At 55.1% G+C, this 19547-nt stretch carries 18 protein-coding genes; 4 read left to right on the forward strand and 14 right to left on the reverse strand.

Going from position 1 to position 19547, the window contains the following annotated elements; genetic code table 11:
* The first annotated feature begins 390 nt into the window (after positions 1-390).
* The 3 genes from AC6LJW_RS27520 to AC6LJW_RS27530 all read left to right on the forward strand — a co-directional run bounded on the left by AC6LJW_RS27520 (position 391) and on the right by AC6LJW_RS27530 (position 2531).
* Positions 391-684 (forward strand): hypothetical protein, encoded by a 294-nt coding sequence (locus tag AC6LJW_RS27520; RefSeq protein ID WP_498088789.1) that lies wholly within the window; start codon positions 391-393, stop codon positions 682-684.
* A 170-nt stretch (positions 685-854) separates the two neighbouring features.
* The gene (locus AC6LJW_RS27525) at positions 855-1883 is read left to right on the forward strand and encodes a ParM/StbA family protein (RefSeq protein WP_498088790.1); all 1029 of its coding nucleotides are present in this window, start codon (positions 855-857) and stop codon (positions 1881-1883) included.
* 141 nt (positions 1884-2024) lie between these two features.
* Positions 2025-2531: a hypothetical protein gene (locus AC6LJW_RS27530; RefSeq protein WP_498088791.1), complete on the forward strand. Its 507-nt coding sequence runs from the start codon at positions 2025-2027 to the stop codon at positions 2529-2531.
* Positions 2532-2604: 73 nt separating this feature from the next.
* Here the strand turns inward: AC6LJW_RS27530 and AC6LJW_RS27535 are convergent, their stop codons facing one another.
* Positions 2605-2850 carry a hypothetical protein gene (locus tag AC6LJW_RS27535; RefSeq protein WP_498088792.1) on the reverse strand — a complete coding sequence of 82 codons (246 nt, stop codon included), beginning with the start codon at positions 2848-2850 and terminating at the stop codon, positions 2605-2607.
* A gap of 190 nt (positions 2851-3040) precedes the next feature.
* On the opposite strand from AC6LJW_RS27535, the gene AC6LJW_RS27540 reads away from it, so the two are divergent.
* The gene (locus tag AC6LJW_RS27540) at positions 3041-3913 is read left to right on the forward strand and encodes a hypothetical protein (protein WP_498088793.1); all 873 of its coding nucleotides are present in this window, start codon (positions 3041-3043) and stop codon (positions 3911-3913) included.
* A gap of 62 nt (positions 3914-3975) precedes the next feature.
* On the opposite strand, the gene AC6LJW_RS27545 is transcribed toward AC6LJW_RS27540, so the two are convergent.
* From AC6LJW_RS27545 to AC6LJW_RS27605, 13 genes are all read right to left on the reverse strand, one after another.
* Positions 3976-7668, reverse strand: a complete 3693-nt coding sequence (locus AC6LJW_RS27545; protein ID WP_498088794.1) for a conjugal transfer protein TraG N-terminal domain-containing protein — start codon at positions 7666-7668, stop codon at positions 3976-3978.
* A gap of 12 nt (positions 7669-7680) precedes the next feature.
* Positions 7681-9198: a conjugal transfer protein TraH gene (locus tag AC6LJW_RS27550; RefSeq protein WP_498088795.1), complete on the reverse strand. Its 1518-nt coding sequence runs from the start codon at positions 9196-9198 to the stop codon at positions 7681-7683.
* 3 nt (positions 9199-9201) lie between these two features.
* Positions 9202-10239: a conjugal transfer protein TraF gene (gene traF / locus AC6LJW_RS27555; protein ID WP_498088796.1), complete on the reverse strand. Its 1038-nt coding sequence runs from the start codon at positions 10237-10239 to the stop codon at positions 9202-9204.
* Between the two features lie 33 nt (positions 10240-10272).
* Entirely contained in the window at positions 10273-10875 is a 603-nt protein-coding gene (gene lepB, locus AC6LJW_RS27560) for a signal peptidase I (protein ID WP_498088797.1), read from the reverse strand.
* Between the two features lie 79 nt (positions 10876-10954).
* A complete protein-coding gene (locus tag AC6LJW_RS27565) occupies positions 10955-11380 on the reverse strand; it encodes a hypothetical protein (RefSeq protein ID WP_498088798.1) in 426 nt (141 codons plus the stop codon).
* A 9-nt stretch (positions 11381-11389) separates the two neighbouring features.
* Complete coding sequence (locus AC6LJW_RS27570) at positions 11390-13897, reverse strand: TraC family protein (RefSeq protein WP_498088799.1); 2508 nt, start codon at positions 13895-13897, stop codon at positions 11390-11392.
* Between the two features lie 88 nt (positions 13898-13985).
* Positions 13986-14369: a hypothetical protein gene (locus AC6LJW_RS27575; RefSeq protein WP_498088800.1), complete on the reverse strand. Its 384-nt coding sequence runs from the start codon at positions 14367-14369 to the stop codon at positions 13986-13988.
* Between the two features lie 79 nt (positions 14370-14448).
* On the reverse strand, positions 14449-15099 hold the full coding sequence (locus tag AC6LJW_RS27580; protein ID WP_498088801.1) for a TraV family lipoprotein: 651 nt from the start codon (positions 15097-15099) through the stop codon (positions 14449-14451).
* Positions 15096-16274 (reverse strand): TraB/VirB10 family protein, encoded by a 1179-nt coding sequence (locus AC6LJW_RS27585; protein ID WP_498088802.1) that lies wholly within the window; start codon positions 16272-16274, stop codon positions 15096-15098. The genes AC6LJW_RS27580 and AC6LJW_RS27585 overlap by 4 nt, the downstream gene beginning before the upstream one ends.
* 59 nt (positions 16275-16333) lie before the next feature.
* Positions 16334-17254, reverse strand: coding sequence for a conjugal transfer protein TraK (locus AC6LJW_RS27590; protein WP_498088803.1), 921 nt, complete (start codon positions 17252-17254; stop codon positions 16334-16336).
* Positions 17251-17988: a TraE/TraK family type IV conjugative transfer system protein gene (locus AC6LJW_RS27595; protein ID WP_498088804.1), complete on the reverse strand. Its 738-nt coding sequence runs from the start codon at positions 17986-17988 to the stop codon at positions 17251-17253. Before AC6LJW_RS27595 ends, AC6LJW_RS27590 begins: the two co-directional genes overlap by 4 nt.
* Positions 17989-18003: 15 nt before the next feature.
* Positions 18004-18288 (reverse strand): type IV conjugative transfer system protein TraL, encoded by a 285-nt coding sequence (gene traL / locus AC6LJW_RS27600; protein ID WP_498088805.1) that lies wholly within the window; start codon positions 18286-18288, stop codon positions 18004-18006.
* Entirely contained in the window at positions 18288-19286 is a 999-nt protein-coding gene (locus AC6LJW_RS27605) for an OmpA family protein (RefSeq protein WP_498088806.1), read from the reverse strand. Before AC6LJW_RS27605 ends, traL begins: the two co-directional genes overlap by 1 nt.
* Positions 19287-19547: the final 261 nt, after the last annotated feature.

Genomic DNA, 19547 nt, shown 5'->3' on the forward strand with positions numbered 1-19547 from the left:
CCTCCATTTCTGTCTCTACCCCCCCGGCGCTTCAACAGAGATAACGCCGCGCTCGCGCTGCGCATTAGAGAAAAAGCCAACCGATGAAGCTCGCCGGATCGGCCGGATGACACGGCGTCCGACTAGCCAGTTTTGATCATGACTATCAAGGCACTTGGTCTACCAAAGAGTGGAATCTCTGCCACTCGCCAGGCATACGTATGAAGGAAACGGGCTATGTGCATCAACTATCAAGCTGGGCTTTACAACGATCCCGAAACCGGTCGCACCCGCTGGGGCGTCTGCTGCTCGAAGACGCATGTGTGGTACTTCGCAACGCGCTATGGCGAAGCCCACGCACGGGCGTTGGCGACGCGCATGAACTCAACCAGTCAACATTGAGAGGACGCCATGCAACCAGTTCAACTCATCCTGTTCAGTGATGGGACCGAAGCAGTCCAACATCATGCACCTCGCAATACGGCACATGACTTTCTCCTGCCAGAGCAATCCGATAACGTCTTGATCCAAGAGCTGATGGACGCGGGCGCTTGGTCCGACATCGCGCGTCTCGAAGACGCAAGGGACAGCTATAGAAGAGAAGTCATTGAGTGCAAGTTCACGCAAGACGAATTCATTGCCCATGAATACAAGGTCGCCCTCCAGCTCACCGCTGAAAGGCTCAGATCCTTGACCTTAGGATGATCCATCCACAAGTACGAAACCCGGCCTCTCTTTGAGAGCCGGGTTTTTTTTCGCCCGCGAAGTGAATGCGCAGCCCAAATCCGGAACGCGTTCGATATAATTTAGTTGCTCAACTAACAATGCATTATTTCAGGGCTTAGCCGCCTTTGACACACATACAGAGGTATCCGATGAAGTCTTCCTTCCCTCCTATCATCGCTATCGACGCTGGCCGCAGCGCGACCAAAGTGGCCTATACCTGCGGCACCGAATCCGGGGATTTCATCTTCCCGTCCGTTGTCACCAAGGCCCGACATTTGAGCAATGAGCAAACTGCGCTCAACGCCGAAAAGGATACGGTGAAGGTCGATGGTGAAGAGTACTTCGTGGGCCAGACCGCCATCGAGCAGACTGCTGGAGCCTCGTTCGTCGGCCTGAATGACGACTGGACCAACCAGACCGAATACAAAGCCCTGGTCGCCTCAGCGATGCGGCGCGTCGAACAGCGTGGCGTCAAGTTCACGGCTGAACCCCTCATCGTGGTTGGAGCGCCCTCCAACGTGTTTACCGCTCAGCGCAAGGCCATCGCTGAGCGCACCCAGCAAGCTGTTGGTAAGTTCGAGGTGATGGTACTTCCTCAGGCGGGCGGAGCGTACTACTCGTACGTCTTCGATCAAGAAGGGAACATCCGGATCGACCAGATGTTCGAGAACGGCCCCACCTCTGCCCTGCGCAACTACGCTGTGGTCGAGGTCGGCCACTTCTCGACCGACTATATCTTGTTCCTGAACTCGAACGTCAATGAAAGCACGTTCCAATCGACCAGCGGGGTTTTCGAAGCCTACGGCGAGCTGGACAAGCTTCTCAAGGAAGCCAGAATCAAGACCAACGCCTCGGTTCTCAATGATGCATTCATCAAGGGCAGCATCAGCTACTACGGAAAACCGATGGACGTGAAGGACAAGGTGAAGATGGCGCTGCTGCCATTCGTTGACAAGGTGCGGAACAAAACCCAAAGCCTGTATTCGGATTACGAGCAATCCCTCTCCGGGATCCTCATCGGCGGCGGCGGCGCGCCTCTCGTCACTCCAGACCTTCAACGTCTTTACCCCCACGCGCATATGCTGGAGAACCCGCGCATGGCGGTTGCCTACGGGTTCCTTGCGTTTGCAAAGGCCCGGGTCAAGAACCGCGAAGCGAAAAAGCTGCGCGCAGCCTAACCTCGGCAAAAGGAAGGAGCATTCTTCTGGCTCGGCCTCCAGCGCTGAGTCGAATGCCCTTGGTTCAGAAGCTCGCACATAATGAACCCCATGCGCTGTCGTGGGGTTCGACGCGCTGGAGCTTCACAGGGAAAAATGAGCATGAAAAAATCGGAATCAGGCGAGGTCCATTGGCTGAATCTGCGGTACACCGAGCGTCAATGCCCGGGTATGAACGACATCCTCGCCTCGATCCCTGGCCAGCAAAGCGCGCTGGTCAGAGGGATTGTTTATCAATGGTGCTTGGAACACCAGGAGGCGGGAACGCTGATCCCGGCGACCTTGGCTGTGCTGAACGGACCGGGCGTCAAAGGGAAGCGCGGCTTACGACGAAGCGGTGCCAAGAAGGCGTCGATTCCGGCGTCACCCGCCCACACCATGCCGCATGCAACTCCGCATCTTGAAAAGGTTGAACAAGCGCCGCTACCGGCAGCCGCGACAGATGCGTACCGTCCCGAGTTGCCTCCAGTGCAGGCGGCGTCCCCAGCCGCCGTACCTCCACCACCCGACATTTCGCCTGCTGCCGTTCCGCAAGCGTTCGGGCAGCCCGACCTTGCACCATCGAGCGGGACGGCGGCGGACGCACTTTTCGACATGTTCGACGATTAGGCCCGGAGAACGACACCTCGCAGCGCAGAAAAAAAGCCCGCAGATTCGCGGGCTTTTTTTATCTAAACACCACTCACGAAACACCAATCATGAGTTGCGGATCGGTATTGGGTGGCATTGCGATGATCATGTAGCCGATGGTGCAAGGGACGGCATTCTCGTGCCCCTCTTTCGCGACGATGCCCTGATGAGCAACGACCGAGTGCAGCACATACCCCTTGTTCAGCAACTCGCCGACGTGTTGATTGAGCTTTTCGGCAACTTGCGTGATCGAAGCGTCCGGAGGGGTTGCGAAGAACGAAGTGACGTGAGTGGTCATGGAAGTCCTTTATTATTATTGGTGTCACGGTACTAATCTGCGTCCCAAAAAATATACCACAACAACGGGCAAGATGGTACGAAATTGTGGCTGGCACGAGTATCCCTATTTGATCATGACTATCAAGGTACTTGGTCTACAAAGAGTCCCCGCAGGGACTCGCCAATCGCACGCACTGGGATAGAGAATCATGACGAATAAGATGACTGAAGAAGGGATTCTGACGAATCATCAACAAGGAAATGTCCAAGACATGACCGAAAAGAGGAAGGCTGAAAACCAGAGTCTGGCGGATGCCAAGGCACCCTCTGAACTTCAAGTGGCCTTGACGGGCAAGTTCGTGGCGGAGACTGGCTTCATTGGCGGGCCGCAAACGGATAAGGCGAAAGCCGAGGCTCATTTGGCAGACCGCCGTGCTGTTGAAGCGGACGCTGGCACTGAGAAGTTGCTGTTGGACGCTGCGGTATCGGAACGTCGTATTGGTGAAGTCGATGCGAGCGCGGCAAAGCTCAAAGCTGATGCCAACTTCGTGTCGGGGGCACAGACGAGCAAAGCTACGGCTGAAGCGCATCTTGCAGAACGTCGTATGGGCGAAGTCGATGCGAGCGCGGCGAAGCTCAAAGCTGATGCCAACTTCGTATCGGGCGCACAGACGAGCAAAGCTACGGCTGAAGCTCATCTTGCGGAGCGTCGTATGGGCGAAGTCGATGCAAGCGCGGACAAGCTCAAAGCTGATGCCAACTTCGTATCCGGCGCACAGACGGACAAAACGAAGGCTGAGGCGGCTCTCACCGAGGTACGGCGTTTGGAAGCGATGGTAGAGATCAAGCGACTCGAAAGAGACATCGCCAGGATCGAAGCAGAGCGCCATGAGCGCGAAGCCAACGCTGAGTTCACCAAGGGGCCTCGCTCCTATCGTGAACGCCAAGATGGGCGAGCATCGAAGTCCATCGCGGTCAAAAACTACGCATCGATGTTCTCGGTGCTATTGCAGCTTGCCATCGTCTGCGGTATTGGATACTTCTTTATCAGAGTACTCGGCTTCGGCAAGTACATCTTCTGAAAGCCAAAACCCCCCAAAGATTTTTTCTTTGGGGGGTTTTTTTTTGCCTACGATGGGTTGACCTACTTGCGCAAGTTCTCGTTTCGCGGTCCGCTATGCTCTTCATGCGAGGCGGGGTCGCCCGACGTTGAGCGATGATCGAGTTCACCAGCCCCCACAGCTTTATTCACGTCTGATGGGTTCGGATCATTGGAATGCTCATCACTCCTGCTGCCTCCAAAACCGGCCGGGGCGGGTGGGACCGAAGCCGACCCCGACGCTTCATCGCTTCGGCTTGGGAGCGTCGCGACCGGAAGCGGCGCGTCTGCAAAAGACGACCTGCGCGGCGGCGTCGAACTGTTTGGCTCGTTAGAAGGGCTTCCCGCGCCGGAACCGAAAGGCACTACTGGCGGCGGGAGCGGAACACTTGCGTTAACGGAGGAAGCATCGGCGCTGCGGGACACGGGAGCCTCACCGGGCGGCGGTAGCTCTGCGCCGCCTTGCCCAGAACCGCGCGCAGGCACTGGCGGCGAAAGCGGCGCACCCGAGTTAACGGCAGAAGCCCCGGCGCTGTGAGACACTGGCGCGGATACATCATGGTTGACCAATGGCAACTGTGAACCGGCAGTGGCCGAAGCCCGGTTAGCATAAGCGTCAGACCCAGTTCGCTGCGCGGACTGGGAGTTCGGCACAACACCCTGCGAAGCTGCTGCCGCTGATCGAGCATTGAACGCAGAATTCGCGGCTGCTTCATTGCTCTTGCGGGTTATGTCATCGATCTTCGCATTGTGCTTGGCGTAAACGTCGGCTTCAGCTTGAGCCAAGTTCGCCTCGCGCTCCTGTGGAGTGTTCCCGCGCACGTTCTCCGGACTTCTCACTTCAGCGAGATCGCGCTCCAACCACTCTTGTTGCACAGACGCCGGTGGGATAGGTTGAATAACTTCGCCTTTGCTCAGTTCGGCATCCCGATATGCCTGCGCAAGCCGCGCATAATACTCTTCCTTATCCTTTGGCGGTTGATAAATATTCTCTCCCGCTTTCTGGAATTCGGTTTGTGCCGCGACGGCTTCACGAGGTGTCATCCGATTGTGGTTCAGAACCCCGTCAGCGGTCGCCTTCATCGATTGATCAATGCCGAGATCCACGCGACGCTTGATACCTTGATCAAGATCGTTACCGCGTGCCATCTGATCCTGGACTTGCTCTGTCGATTTCAAAGTGGCGTGTCCATTTCCCGCGCCGGGCATCGTGTCTTCCACCTTCGCGCGGTGATGGTTCGGATCCATGTTGGGTTGTGCGGCTTCAGCGTTACCAGACACCCCTTTCAGAGCGTTGGCGTCGCTGATATTCATTGGCCCAGTGCTGAAAAGATCAGCTACGATGTTCGAATACGCCACCCCATCACCCATGGCGCGAATCGTCTGAAGCTGCGCCATTTCAGTCATCGAGTTGAAGTTTCCGCCGTTGCTACGCCAATCATCCAGCTTCATACGGGTGTTTCCTTCTACGGCGGCTGCCCCCCACCGCTCCTTCAGCTCGTTATAGGCTTCGTTAATCTTCCTGTCGATTCCCTTCCCTGACGTGCCAAGCTCTCGGTCACGTTCAAGTTTGCTGCCCAAAACGGACACATCAGCCGTCTGCTTGCTATCAACCATATTCGCACGGGTTGAAAGCTCGGAGTAGGAACGCGTAAGTGACTCGGAGCGCGAAGCCGTTTCAGAAAAGCCGGACGCCACTTCACGAGCTTCCGTGTTCGTCATCGAACTGTCATGCGTAATCCCGCTGGCCACTTGCCGTCCTGTGTTTTCTGCGTAGGAACTCATACCGGAGAGTACGTTCGACAAGGCATCCTGAACAGCCTTGTTTTCCGCCCCGTCAACAGCTTTCTTCCATGCGGCGGAGAACGACACTCCATTCCCGAGCAGTTCGAAAGCCGTTTTCGCCCTTGCTTCCGCCTCACCCGAATCGCGCTCGCTCATCTGGCTACCCTGAGCATATGAACGCATTTTGGTAAGACCCGCCTGGAACATGTCACCCACCGTTACAGTGGAAGTCGTGCCATCCGAGTTGGTAATACGTGTCGAACCGCTTTTAGCATCTTGAGCTTTAACCATTTGCGAAAACTGATCAGCGGTCTGAAGCTGGCTGGCAGCAGCTTCGGCGCGCCTGCTCTCAACTGCCGACCCCAGAGCATCGCCAACGCTAACTTGTTCGTAGGTCGTTGCAGCGGTACGTTGCCCGGTCTGGGTATTGCTCTGGAACTCCGAGTCATGCTTCATAACCGGTGCAACATCCACGGTATTCGGAGCCACATTTTGCTCTTTCATGTAGTCGTTGTTCGACAACCGCTGTGCAAAGCTCGAAAGAGCAAACATACTTCCGGTCATGAAGCCAAGCGTTATAAGGGGGGTGGCCGCCAGCAAATCGCTGGCCAGAGCCAAGCTACTCTGGAGTCCTGAAAAATAGGAATCGTAGTTCTCGATGGTCAACGCCTGAAGGCTGCTCATCCTCATCTTGTCTACGACCATCCAATTGATGAACGCGTTGATGATCGCTACGAATGGCAGCCAAGAGAACACCCAGGCCCCAAACAAGAAGTATTTCCCGATGAAGCTTACCGCTCCAGCACCGCGAATAATGCCGTACAAGAACGCGACGACACTGAATGCGAAAAACAGCAATTGCAGAATCGTCATCGCCGGAAGCATCATGTTGGAGAACCATGATCCGCGACCTGCGGCATCGACCTTGTACTGTTCCATCGAATCGTGCATCGATTGAGTGCAGAGCATCTGGTCCGCCGCGCTCAAGTAATTGGCTGCACAACCGAACGCGTCAACAACAACGCTGCGCATTAGGGAGTTCTTCATGTACTGCTGCGCGCTTTGAGCTGAAGCGCCGACCTCAAGCTGGAACCCATTCGCAGCCGTCATCGCGTCAGACCACGACCAACGCCCGTTAACGGAGTTCCGATTTGCTTCGCCCATGTTTTGGTTAATGAGGCGATCCACGTCCGACGAGGGATTTGCGCCAGTACCACTCGCAAACAGCGCGTCCATTCGAAGGTCAAGCAGCGTCTTAGCCTCGGCACAAGTAACAACCACGCCATCTTGTACAGCAGCGATTCCTGAGCCGGACTGTCGTAAGAAGACTTTTACGAAGCCCCCATCCTTTCCGTTCTGTGTCAGGAAAGTGGCGACATCGGCGGACTGAGACATGCCGCCAGTGGTGGATGCAGTGTTGTACAGGCAGCTACCGATGTAGTTAAACCACGATTGATAGGCCTCGGGAGCAACCTGTTGCAACCCACCGCGCATCGAAAGCATGAGCTTCAAAGGCGTTACGAAACCGTTTTCGCTCACTGCCATCGTAGAACCGGTCGTGCTTTGATACGCCGTGTCAATAGCACGAAAAATGTCGTGGTTCACCCCGGAGAAAATCGAGGCAGGCAGAGCAAAAATCAACGGAACGTTGTCAATCGGCGTGACATTCTGCTGACCGTAAATGTCCTGCACCGTGACCCTCGTCGGCACGAATGCCAGAAAGGACAGGATAACCATCACAATCGCGTGCTCAAGCCACGTATGCGATTTCATCAGTCCTGAGCCAACGTTCTTTTGGATGTAATACCACGCACCCGTGAGTAGCGCAAACATCGATCCCATAAAGATGACGGACCGAACTAAGTCGCCATCATTAAAAATCATAGCTACGCCGTTTAGGGTGGTGTAGAAGTAATCACCCCCGCCCGTCACATAGATCGTAAAGTTCGGCATCGTCGCAACCTATTAATTCTGACGTGCAATCGGGCGCGGCTTTTCGTAAGTCTTCAAAGCACGCTCGACATACTCGGCCAACTGGTTGTACTTCGGGATATGGTTTTCTGCCTCTTTCAAGGCGTCCTGTTTCATTTCGTGAAGCTGTTTCACCACATCCTGAACGAACACGGGGACCGGCTGTTGCCCGCCACCGGAATATGCGGTCCGCGCCGCCCGCTCGAACGTGTCCAAATACATCATGTAATAGTCGTTCGAGATAATCGGAATTAGGTCGTCAGCGACCTTCGCCGCAAGGTTCGAGTCATGCAAAGTTTTCAACAGCAGGGTGACGGCAGGGCCGCGCACCGACGCCATAAAGTTCTTCTGTTCGGCGGTCAGGGAGCAAGCTGCGGTGGTGCTATCGCTGCAATAGAAAAGCTTCGAAATGATCGAATTCGCTTCGGGAGCTTGCGCCATGCCCTTGTCATGGCCAAAGAACATCTTGCTCACGTAGCCATAGATTCCCTTGAAATCACTTCCCACGGTGACGTAGCTGATCTTGTCGCATGCGCCGTCCGGAACGGTTGAAACCCCGCCCGTGACTTCCTCGCAGCGCATTTTTTCAATTACTTGGCTGCTGTCTTTTTGAGGCCCCTTCTTCAGAATCGATAGCACGATAGTCGGGGGATGGTTGCTGTCCGCTAACGTCGCACTCCGGCCATCACTGGTTGAACTACTGGTATTCGGCTGCGTTCCAACGATTCGTGTGCCGATTACTGACATAACAAACTCTTTGTTGGCTTTCGCGTTGTTCTCGCCGGTTATGGGATCGGGCAGCGTGTCCGCGACATGGGACCGCCCCAGCGCTTTCCAAGTCCAATTTCCGACTTCTGCGAATTTTTGATCTGCCGCAGCTTCTTTCGTCGATTTTTGTGAGTCGGTGAACCACCCGTCAGTGTAGGAAGCTAACGTGTCGGCAAATCGACCCAAAGCAGTCTTCTCGCCCACAACGGCTGATTTTGTCGTGGATTCGATCCCCATGTAGCTGGCCGCGCTGTTGACGATGCTGCTCGCGATGGCGCATGTATTCGCATTCCCAATGTTCATCGCCTGAACTATGGCTTGAAAGTCCTGCATGATCGCGCCCAAGGCCGGGTTGATAGCATCAATGGCGGCTTTGAACGCGACACCGACTGCATTCATTGCGATGCTACGAAACAGTGCGATTAGTTGTTCACTGTTGATGAAGCTGAAGGAGCCACCAAAAAAGTCGATGCCGCCGCAGCCCGCAGACAAGCGTGGCGGATCGAACGCGATGATGTTGATATTCTTGATCGGCCCCCGAATGCCGATACCGCCGCCAGCCCAACCGCTGCGAAGCGTCGTTTGAAAGTTACCCGCACTGGTAACGTTTGCGAACATCCCCTCAAGCTCGTCGCTCAGCTTCGCGTGTGCGGAGTTTGAGAAAAGCAGCGCGCAGAAGACCATCAATGCGAAAGACGCCACGGTCAGTTTAAGCCGTGCGCAGAGTAGCGAAATGTTCATCATATTTTATTGATCCAATTCGAAATTCTTGCCGCCAATCTTCTCTTTCAGACGCTTGACCCAAACTGCCGGATCTTCGCTTGCCCCTTCGCTGAGCTGTTCGGTGGTAAGAACGCCTTTCTTATAAACATTAATTTGCTGCTTGTATTCATCGGGAAAGATGTTGTTTGAGTCTGCTGCGACCAAAAGGCGTTCCGTTAACTGGTCTTCCGCCATCAGCCCTTGCGAAACGATCAAGTATGTCGCGGGCGGAACCACAAGCACGGTCGTGGGAGTCATCTTGATCCCAAGCTCCTGAGCCTTTCCATTGTTGTTGTAATGCTCTGCCACGTTCGGCAGCCCTTTACCGTTCATCGATATAAAGCGGGTATTGAAGTTATGCCGCTTCGCCACCGACTGGATAATTCTTGACTGGATGTGGCAAAAATCGCATGTCGAATCGAAGAACATCCATATGCCCGCTCGCGTGCTCAAGTAATCCAACGCGTTTGCTTCGCCATCCTTTGCGCGTTGAAGAAAATCTTTTTTTGCGAAGGTGGACAGGGGCACCCTATTGTTTTCATCAAGGAACGGATCATTCGCGACGACATGCTTCGTCTTCTCCGCGTAGTTCTGCGCTTTGTCGAGGGCGACGCGTTGGGCGTACAAATACGCCGACACATTGTCTTCTGTCGGATTGTCGATGGCGCGATCCAGCAGAATTGGCATGTTCTTACGCAGCCATGCTACTGAGAATGCCTCTAGCTTTTCGGGCTTTTGATCTTTGGATCCCTTGGCCTCCGACTTTTCATCCTTGTTCTCAGCAGCTTCATCGGACGCGAGTTCTTCCGGGACCACTGCGGGCGGATCCTTGTACCAGAACCAGCCTTGTTCCTTCTCTGTAAAGTACCCCTTGCCGAGCGGATCGCTCAGGCGGGCCGATGTACTTTCGCTGTCAGCCGCCCGACCGGTCGGCGTGGCCCCTCGCTCGGTCTGTTGCGAGAGTACGACCCCATGACATGTCAGCGCCGCGAACGCCGCAACCACAACAAAACGTTTCATCATCGGCTATGCGTTATTTTAATGCTTGAGTTTACTTCAAAAAATGGCTGTCACTCGCGCATTGATTTCGCGCTGGTCAATGAACCCGTAGTACCTTCCGTCGTAGGAGTACTCTGTAGTGCCCAACAGAAGCACTTTGCCGTCCGGCACGATGGCGCTCCTATCGAGAGAACCCTTAGGCTTCTGAAGCGTGCCCATAAGCGTGAGGTCGCCCCATTTCGCACCGTTGATGAAAACCTGATCCTCTGACACGTCAACCTTGTCGCCAGGTAGGGCCGCGACTACCTTCACAATTCTTTTGCCATCGAGTTCGCGCCTCTGCATGATGTTGTCATGGGCTGTGAATGCAACGAGCTGACCGCGTTCAAGTTCTATGTTGGGTATCCCGGTTGCCGGTGAACCAACCCTTCCAGGGGAGAATAGGTAAAGGGTATACGGCAGGCATTTGTAGTCCTGCAAGTCAAGCCCGAGCTGGAAGCGCTCCCGCAGAACGGGAGCAACCGTTCTTGGCACACCTATAGTCAGAAGAATCATCAGAATGACACAGGGAAACACCCAGCGACGCGCAAAAAATGTGCGCAGCCTCCCCTCGTTTGCCTCAGGCACGATGGCCTCTTCATTCTTTGACACAGCGGCCATTCTGCTCACCCGAGTCCATTCCCACCGCTTTGATCGCCGCCTCACTGTTGCGAGGCCGCAATTGGCGAAGTTCTAGCAATCATCGAGAAACGAGACTTAGGTTAAGTCGTTGCGCGACAGTCTCAGTGATATCAAGGCGCTCCGGCGATGCGATAACCGCATTACGGTTCACGACGACGTAGCCCGCCTCCCTGTAGTCATTCAATACCGAGTTAAGCGTGATGGCGAATTGCTCGGTTTCAGCCACAATGCTTTCGAATTCAGAAATACCACTTGCCAGCAAAGCCTCCTTCTTCGCATGCTGAAGCGCATACGGATCGATCACGAGCACCGGAGGCAACGCTTCAGCTTGGTCATGACGATCCCAAGCGAACCAGCCATTTACCATTACTGAGAAAATCACAGTTAGCATGAGCAGCGAGTTGGTAACGCTACGACGCTGATGCACGTCGCCCTTCTGCGCGGCAGTAAGCGACGCGGTGTTATTACTTTGGTTCTCAGACATATGATCCCTTTATGCCAGTGCCTCAGCGTGGTCTTCTTCATCCTGCGTATGATCGACCGCTTCGAACCCGGCCCCTCGTGCGGCACGGCTCCGAATAAAATGCTTGATCGCGTCAACTGCCTCCATTCCGTTCTCCATCAAGCGCGAAACCTCAGTCCGTTCGTCTCCCTTCGTACTAACCATCACGTTGAAAAACTCCGACAGCACGAGCCGGTACACGCCATAAGTCTTGTCCTGGATAAACATGAATTCAGCGTAATGCCCCGGATGCGTATGAACGCTCATCAGTTCACGCGCCGCATAATCATTCAGGCCAAGCACCTTAGCGTCAATCGCCTTCTGAATTGACTCGGTGTTTTGTTTAAGGATCAATTTCCAGGCCGTGTTCGCCAAAATACTTGACCCGCTGGGTGATTCCGCAATATCCATGACCGATTGCGTTACGCAAATGGCTGAACCGTGATCTTTGCGGGCGCGGGCGTAGACTTCTTCGATCCCTTTGGACATGATTGGGTCATGCAGCCATTGCTTAGCCTCTTCGATGATTAGCACCTTGCGCCGACCGTCGTTGAGCGCTTTCATGCCTCGGTTGATGTTGGCGAACAAGAGAAGCGCGATCACATCTTTCAGGTGCGGCAGAGTTTTTAGCTCTCCCATTTCCATCACAATGAAGTCCGCGTGAAAGTTGATGTTCGCTTCGCCGTTGAACCACTGAGAAAACTGCCCGCTGGCGAAAGGATAGAGCTGCCGTCCTAAATCCTGCGCGAGTTGGTCATCCTGTTGTACGAGGAAATCGCGAACATCCGCCACGGTGGCGCTATTCCCCATCGTTTCGAACGTTTGCTGGATCGCAATTTCCAGTACTGGAAGCTCCTTGTCGGAGAGGCTGTCATTGGGCGCGGCCATCTTCGCGAACAATGTCTTCAGAAGATTCATTTCCTCTTTCAGCTCGCCCTCACCAATTGAGCTGAACGGATTCAGGCAGATAGGGCTATCCGGACGAAAAGTGATGTATTGCGCACCAGTGACCTTCGCCGTCTTCTCCAGTGACTTTCCGTCGTCTACCACCCAAACCCTGGCTCCGCTGGCCAACTGATCCAACGCCAAGATCTGCACAGTCACTGACTTTCCTGCCCCGGGTTCAGCAAACACAATCCCGTTGTAGTTAGTGTTTGACTGAAAGAAATCGATAATTGCAGGCTCTCCGCGCCGTGTGAGCACAAGCGTCCCGTACGGACTAGGCGCAAATTTATAGTCGCCATACAACGGCATGAAGCACACTGCATGCTTTACACCCATCGCGTGCATTCGGTACAGGCCCTGGTATCCCTGCTCGGATCCATTCAAAGGGAGAGCCTGTTCGAAAACCGGCTGCAAAATTCGCTTATCCGGTTGAATACGAAATTTTCGGCCGAATCCTCCGAGCGTTGGGTAGTAGGTGGTCAGTCCCGTGGCGATTCGATCAAGCTCCCGCTTCGTGCGGCCATACACTACGATTGACAAATTCACGTCAACCGCCACGCCACCATTCCGATTGATTTCATCGGAAAGAATATCGACACCCTCTTTCTGGTCGTAGATCGTCGGCATAAATTTGACGATACTTGGCGAGTATTGCGAATCGATCTGTTGCTTTCGAACAGCAATATGTTGCTTTGCCTTTTGTTGATCCTTGTAAATCAGCGTCAACGCGACATAGAACGGACCGTTTATTTGTCCAATCATCCCGCGAGGATGACCCACCATGTCGTTCATGATGAAGGGGCTGGCGAGCTTCGGGTACTTGTCCACGCTGAGCACGCGAGCGAAATGTGAGTCGTCGTTAAACGAGATCGTATCCATTCGTGGACTGCCAAACCGCACGCTAGACGTGATAGGAAGAATCTGCTCGTTTAGCGGAACCGTGTCGCTATGAGCATCCACCGAGTCAAATTCTGACTCGAAGGGGTTATATACGCTTCGCACATATTGCCGATACTCTTCCTCGTTAAGCCGACGAAAGTACAGTTGAGCAGCCGCAAGCGCGTCGAACGTGTGATCGATCAACTCCATCAGCTCCTGCTTTTCCGACTCGCGAAGTCGGAAGCTTCGCACAGGAACCTTGATACCGAAGAAAACCCGGCGTTTGTTTAGCAGATTTTGAGTTGAACGGACGAGGGGAACATTCTTTCCTGTGCGAAAGTAATCAGCGTGGGCGCTTGCAAGCTCTTCGTATATTTTCCCGTGACCCAGCTTCCCACGCTGATACTCGGCGATGGTATTTTCGGTATCGACGTTTGAGAATTGCGTGATCTGCACGACAGTACCAGCCGGAAAATCGACGCTCAATGCCGTCTTGATCTTCTCCATCAATGCTTCGTCGATCCCTGAGATTGGCTGCATCACGCCAATAGCGCCCATATGGGATTCCCCGCTATCGCCGTTGTTGAAGTAAAGCCATGTCCCGGTTTTTGTATCCTCGAAGGCCTTCACGTTGATGTTGCGGTGCGGGTACGAATTCTTATTGCGGAAGAACATGATTAAAGCCTCAACTGCATGCTAGCCAACAGAGAAAGGCCGGGATCGAATCCCGGCCCCCCAAGCTCCAGAGGGTGTAGGAAGCGACTTAACCGGTCACGCCTGCTGCCACCGACATGATCACAGGCATGCCGACACCATTCGCCGACACGACCACATCCAAGAAGATGCCGAGGGTGACACCGATGCCAAGGCCCCAGATCAAGGGCATGAAGGCGCGAGTCGCTACTGCGCCGATGAGGCCGGAAAGGAAGGCGACCAAACCTACCGTGGTTCCAACGGAGCCACCGAGTTCGCCCTCCAGCCACGTATTGAGTTCGTCCATCGAAGTCCCGCCGCCCGTGCCAGCCGCGTGCGACATGGCAGCGAAGAGGAAAAACGCCGCAATGGCGACAAGCAACCACATGAGCTGGGATTTTGCGGTATCGCTGTTCAGCGGGTTCTTCGAGAGGGACTGGGAAATTGCGGTCATTTCAAATGCTCCAAGAAAAAAACAAAGACAGTAAGAAAACTAAAGCGATGGTCGTTGCGTTGGTAATATGTTTTTATGCTCAAGGCAGTATCGGCATTTGGCTCCCTGTACCAATGGGTTCATATGGCTTCAGTTGGCCCACCTCCCGCTGCGGTTGGCGGTCGTTCGGCTTGACGGCTTTCTGAGGGACCGCCTCAAGCTGCTTGGTCGGAACCAAGATTCCAGCGTTCATGGACTCATTAGTGCCGAATGCCCAGCGGCGTGCTTGCACTTCCGTGAAAATATGCGAGGGAAAATGCAGGTCGTCGTTTGCGTCGATCCACGAGGCAAGCCAAATACGCATGACCATTGCAGGGACGCGAACAGGACGAGCAAACTTCGCTTGGTCTTGAGGCTCAAGCTGGCCGGGAAGCTGATAGCTCTGCCCCTCGAACACGGCATCAGTCAACGCCTTCTGATGCTGGGCGTTGACCGGGCGCTTTGCGCCCTGCTCCGCGTCGTAGTCCGCCAATGTCACGCCGATGGGTAGATCGCTCGCCTTGATCGGAGCAGGCCCATGCGTGGATTTGTATATCGCAATGGGCGTCTTGCACGTAGCGCCATCGACGGCGCTCGAAGGGTCGTTCGGATCGCTACATGAGAAGGTGCTAGAAGCCCCATTAGGGTCAAGCATCGATGCGCAGCCCGACAGCGACAGCGCCATTGTGAAAAGTGCTGCCAGTTTTTTCATTTGAGTTCCACTCCCTTCAGAAGGACAACCGTCAGTTTGCGACCCGCATCGATCTCAACGATGGGCATCATTTGATCTGCGAGCTTCAAGTAGTACTCGCTCACGCTCTTTGCCGTGTCGGAGATACCCCGAGCCAAGGCGGATTCGCCAATGGTTGATGCGTCATAGCGCTGTGTTTCGACGGTGGACCCTGGATTGATGTCCAGTCCCTTGATTTGCTGCGGTTTCATCGCGTCGCCAAGACCCGACATCACCCCTGCAAAAAGAGTTTTCGCGATGAGCTGCCCTTGCTTGGAAACCAGCCGCCCACGCATCCCCACTCTGCCGTCTTCGCCGACGACGTATCCGTCGATCTTTGCTTCGATGACCTTCGGCGGAACGCCCCGCTCCTTGCTAGCCACCACGCACGAAAGCATTTCCGTGCGCATCTTGGCGCGTTCGTCCGACATGTCTCCCCATCCGGCAACCGATACGAAGCATTCCTGAACGTTGGGGACGTTGAACAAATTGGGCAGGATGGCCTCGCCCTTGACGCGGATGAGAGCAGGCACGGGGTTTTGCTTGGCAGACTGATCCGTAGGAGCATCCATCCCGACGAGCAATTGACCCTCAAACATTGAGTTTGCGGGGACATACGGCGCGGCTTCGCGCCCCTTGGGATCACCCTTCGATTTCTGCGTCTGTCCGCCGCCAACCACGACGATCTTCGGCGTATTGTCTTTAGCCCCGGAAGGTGCATGTGGAAGGGGAAGATTCGGCTCAGGTTCGCTCAGCGGATTGCTAGTGCTGGTTCCGGTGAGTTCCTTCGCGGACTCCACATCGTCAATCCGCTTCTTGAGGATCTGGATTTGCTCAATCAATTCTTGATTGACGCGCCCACCCGATCCGTTCGTCTTGATCTCTTTTAAAGCTTCGTCCAACCGAGCGAGCAGAGCGCGCTGCTCGTCCTTCCCTTTTGCAATGTCCTTCCTGATGTCCAGTACTGAGTTGCGAAGCGCCGAAACTTCACCCGCGACTTGCTCCGGGGTGCGATCCTTCGGCTGCGGCAGCAGCATTTCGGCCTTCGTGACAGGCGCATTAATGTCCTGCTTCTGCGCCTTGTAATTCTTGGAGGCAGGCTTAAAGAGCAGCACGAGAATGATGATAAGGAATACAGCACCGACGATGAGCGCCATGCGCACTGCCGGCTTTAGCTCCATGAACCTATCTTTGAGGCTCTGCTTACCTTCCGACATTACCGACCCCCGATACGAGTTGCTTGCTTATCGGCGACCACGTAAACCTCCGTGGGTACGTTTCTGGCAATCAATGCAGACGGAAAGAAAGCGACCGCTCGAACGCCCTGCGAGGCGAATGCCGCCTCATTGAGTTCGATGGTTGTTTCACTCTCAGTGACGAGTCTGTATCGATACACGTCATAAGTGGAACTGGACACCCGCGACAAAGGAATTGCGGTGAAAGTCCCGAAGTTGCCAACCGCAGACGGAAGACGACCTTCGACGAAGCCTTCAGGCGTCTTCCCCAGTGCCACGCTGCGCAAAATGCTGATGATCTTTTCGGTGTAAATCGGGGAGTTGGGATTGTCGTCTCTGCCGACCGATGCGCCGACCCCACCACTCATCGCTGCGCCGTCCATTTGCAGAACGATGGTTTGCTGCGGCATCGACTGCGGCACCAGCGTGAGCGAATACGTGGGGTCATTCGGATCGGAACCAGTAACGTAGAACGACACCGGATCCGGGCTACCGTTCAGTGCGACGAAAAGAGATTGGCCCTGCGCCGTCACGGTGCCCGCGCCGTCCAGCATGATCGCCTTCGGGGCGGCGAAAGGAGTGGCGATTCTGTTCATCAACGTGGCGGAGACATTGACGACTTCGGTTCGACTTGGCGTGACACGAATCACGTTATTTTCGAATTCCGGCTGGGTCGCGCCTGGAAGCACCCCTAACCCGGGCAGCGGCAATTCTGCGTGCGCTGCGCTAGCCCCACCAGACTTCGCGCCTATGGAGCGAGGTTGCAAGCTGCTCTGGCTCTTCACCCGCGCAGCCGATGCTGAGGCGTCAGGCCCCTGTGGCACTGCTTCGGACGCAAAAACATGAGGCTGCGCCGCGAAGAGCGCGATAGCCATCACGGTGGAAGCGGCTGCTTTAATCAATTTTGTTCCCCTTCAACTGCTGACTCAAAACGGTTGTCACGGACCGCACTCGTTGGCGCGTCATAGCGCGAAGCCTCGTCGATCCAAGGCGATGCCTGAAGCTCGTCTGCTTCCTGTCCTTTGGCATGACGGCGCTTCCTGCGCTCTTCCTCACGCATCCACTTCGCTGTCCGAGCAGCGCCCTGATAGTGGTCCACAGAGGTAATGACGGGTTGGTAGTTTCGAACTTCAATAACAAGTTCGTACACGTAGCGCGATCGCTTTTGCTTGCCCGTGGTGGAGTTCGACACTTGCTCGCCAACGGCGAACACTTTGTTCGATGGCGCGTCGTAGCTCACGTTTTGAACCTCAAACGTCACGCTGCCGCCGCGCTCGCTAAAGATGGGGTCTGCGGCCAGCGCAAATAGCTGTCGACGAACTTCCGGATAGATCGCGGGGTCCATGATTGCGCCAATTGAATCGGCGACGAAGACCACATTCTTCGGGGTCACGTTGCCCGTCATCGTCGCGAAATACATGCCCCAACTCATCAGGTACGTGGCATTGGCGGACTTTGCCCCTACTTGCGCTTCTGCTGTCAAATTGGGCGGCGTCATCGTTATTACAGGCTTTTTGTTCAGCGCGATGACGGCCAGCACAATGACCGCGACTGCAAGAACTGCGTTGGAGAACACCAGAACGGCAGACTTCGCTACGAGGTCTCGCCATGAACGCACGAAGGTTAATAGTTTCATTAGAAATTGCTGCCTTTAGATCCACAGACTGCCGTGATAGGCGTTCTTGTAGATCTTGTTAAGTGATGTGAATCCCTTCATGTAGAGGACATGTGGAATGACTCCATCCAGCTCACGGCGCTTCCACTTCTTAAGCTTGGATGCCGACCAAAGGCCCAGAGCGATGAACCCCGGCAACCACAGACCGCGCATGATGTACCCCACGAGGATCAGGCCGATCATCAGAATGAACTCGTCCAGCTCCCACATGAAAAACGACGGCTGGTTGTTCACGTATGCTGGGATTTCGACTTCACGCATCACTGCGCTCCGATGGGGGTAGTAGCCGGGATCGGGATCGGTGCGGGGTTCAAGATTTGAGCGAACGCGTCCGCCGTCGAGGGGGTTTGAGCGCCCGGTGGATTCTGGTCGGCACGAAAGCCCTTATCGGCAGGCGCACCGGCAGCGATCTGCCCCCCGTCAACCCTCATCTTTTCCAGTGCCTTAACGGTCGCGGACGAATCCCGTTCAGCGGCCACGTTGGGCGTCGATGTGGGCGTCATGGGCTGGCGATTCTCGCCATCGCGCACAGGACTTCCGAGCGCTGCGTTGTTCGGGGCAGCAGCGGTAGGCTTTTGTGCGTTCGGCTCAAGACATCCTCGGCACGTCAAGCCGCCGACCTTGTTCCGCATATCCTTGAATGCCTTCTGGGCTTGCTCACTTCCCCGTACGATCACTTCAACACGTCGATTCAAGTGTTGGTCGCGAAAGCTAATGGGATCGGACTTTCCGCGACCTATCACCTGAAAAAGTTCTCTGCGATGACCTTCGGCGACGAGCAGATCCACCACCGCCTTAGCGCGGCGGATCGAAAGTGCCATGTTGTAGCTCGCAGTGCCCACCTCATCAGCATGTCCGACGACAACGTAATGGATGCCATCGTCGGACAGCGGCCCCATCTGGTGGCTCAACCGCTTTCCTACGACATCCGCCCCAATAGGCTGGTCCATGTTGAAGTCGAAGTAAGTGGTTTGGTAGAAGAGATTTCTCGGATCGCGCAAGTGCGCCGATGAATCGCGAAACGTCCCCAGCCGCTCATATCGGCCATGCACAGTCCAGTGCGCGGGAACCTCCGAGGGAACCACCGAAAACGTTCGGTTGGGCGTAGCCAACACCTGTCCAAGGTGTCGTGGCACGACCACGATTCCCTCGTTCTTTTCGACCACGACTTCTCTGGTATCGAGGGCGTTTGCCGTGCTGGCGCTGAGCGCCACCAGGACGCTCGCCACTCCCAGCAGTGCGTTACGTACGTGTCTCATGTCCAAGAAGCTCTTCTGAAACGCTGTTGATCAACTATACTTTGCGTTAGTTTAACGCACGCCGAATTATATACATTCTTGATATGTTAGACGCGGCATTTTTTCCGAGGGTTTATGGGACGAAATTTTCGGCTTGGTGGGAGCGCTGATGCGCTCGCGTTGGGGAGCATCGCGGGATCACTCCTGACCACTTCCCCGTTCTTCACACAGGCACCTGTCGCGGCCTCGGTCGGCCTGGCGGCGGCGGGGGCTGGCTGGGTG

The sequence above is a fragment of the Achromobacter sp. 1012554356 genome (assembly GCF_059760815.1).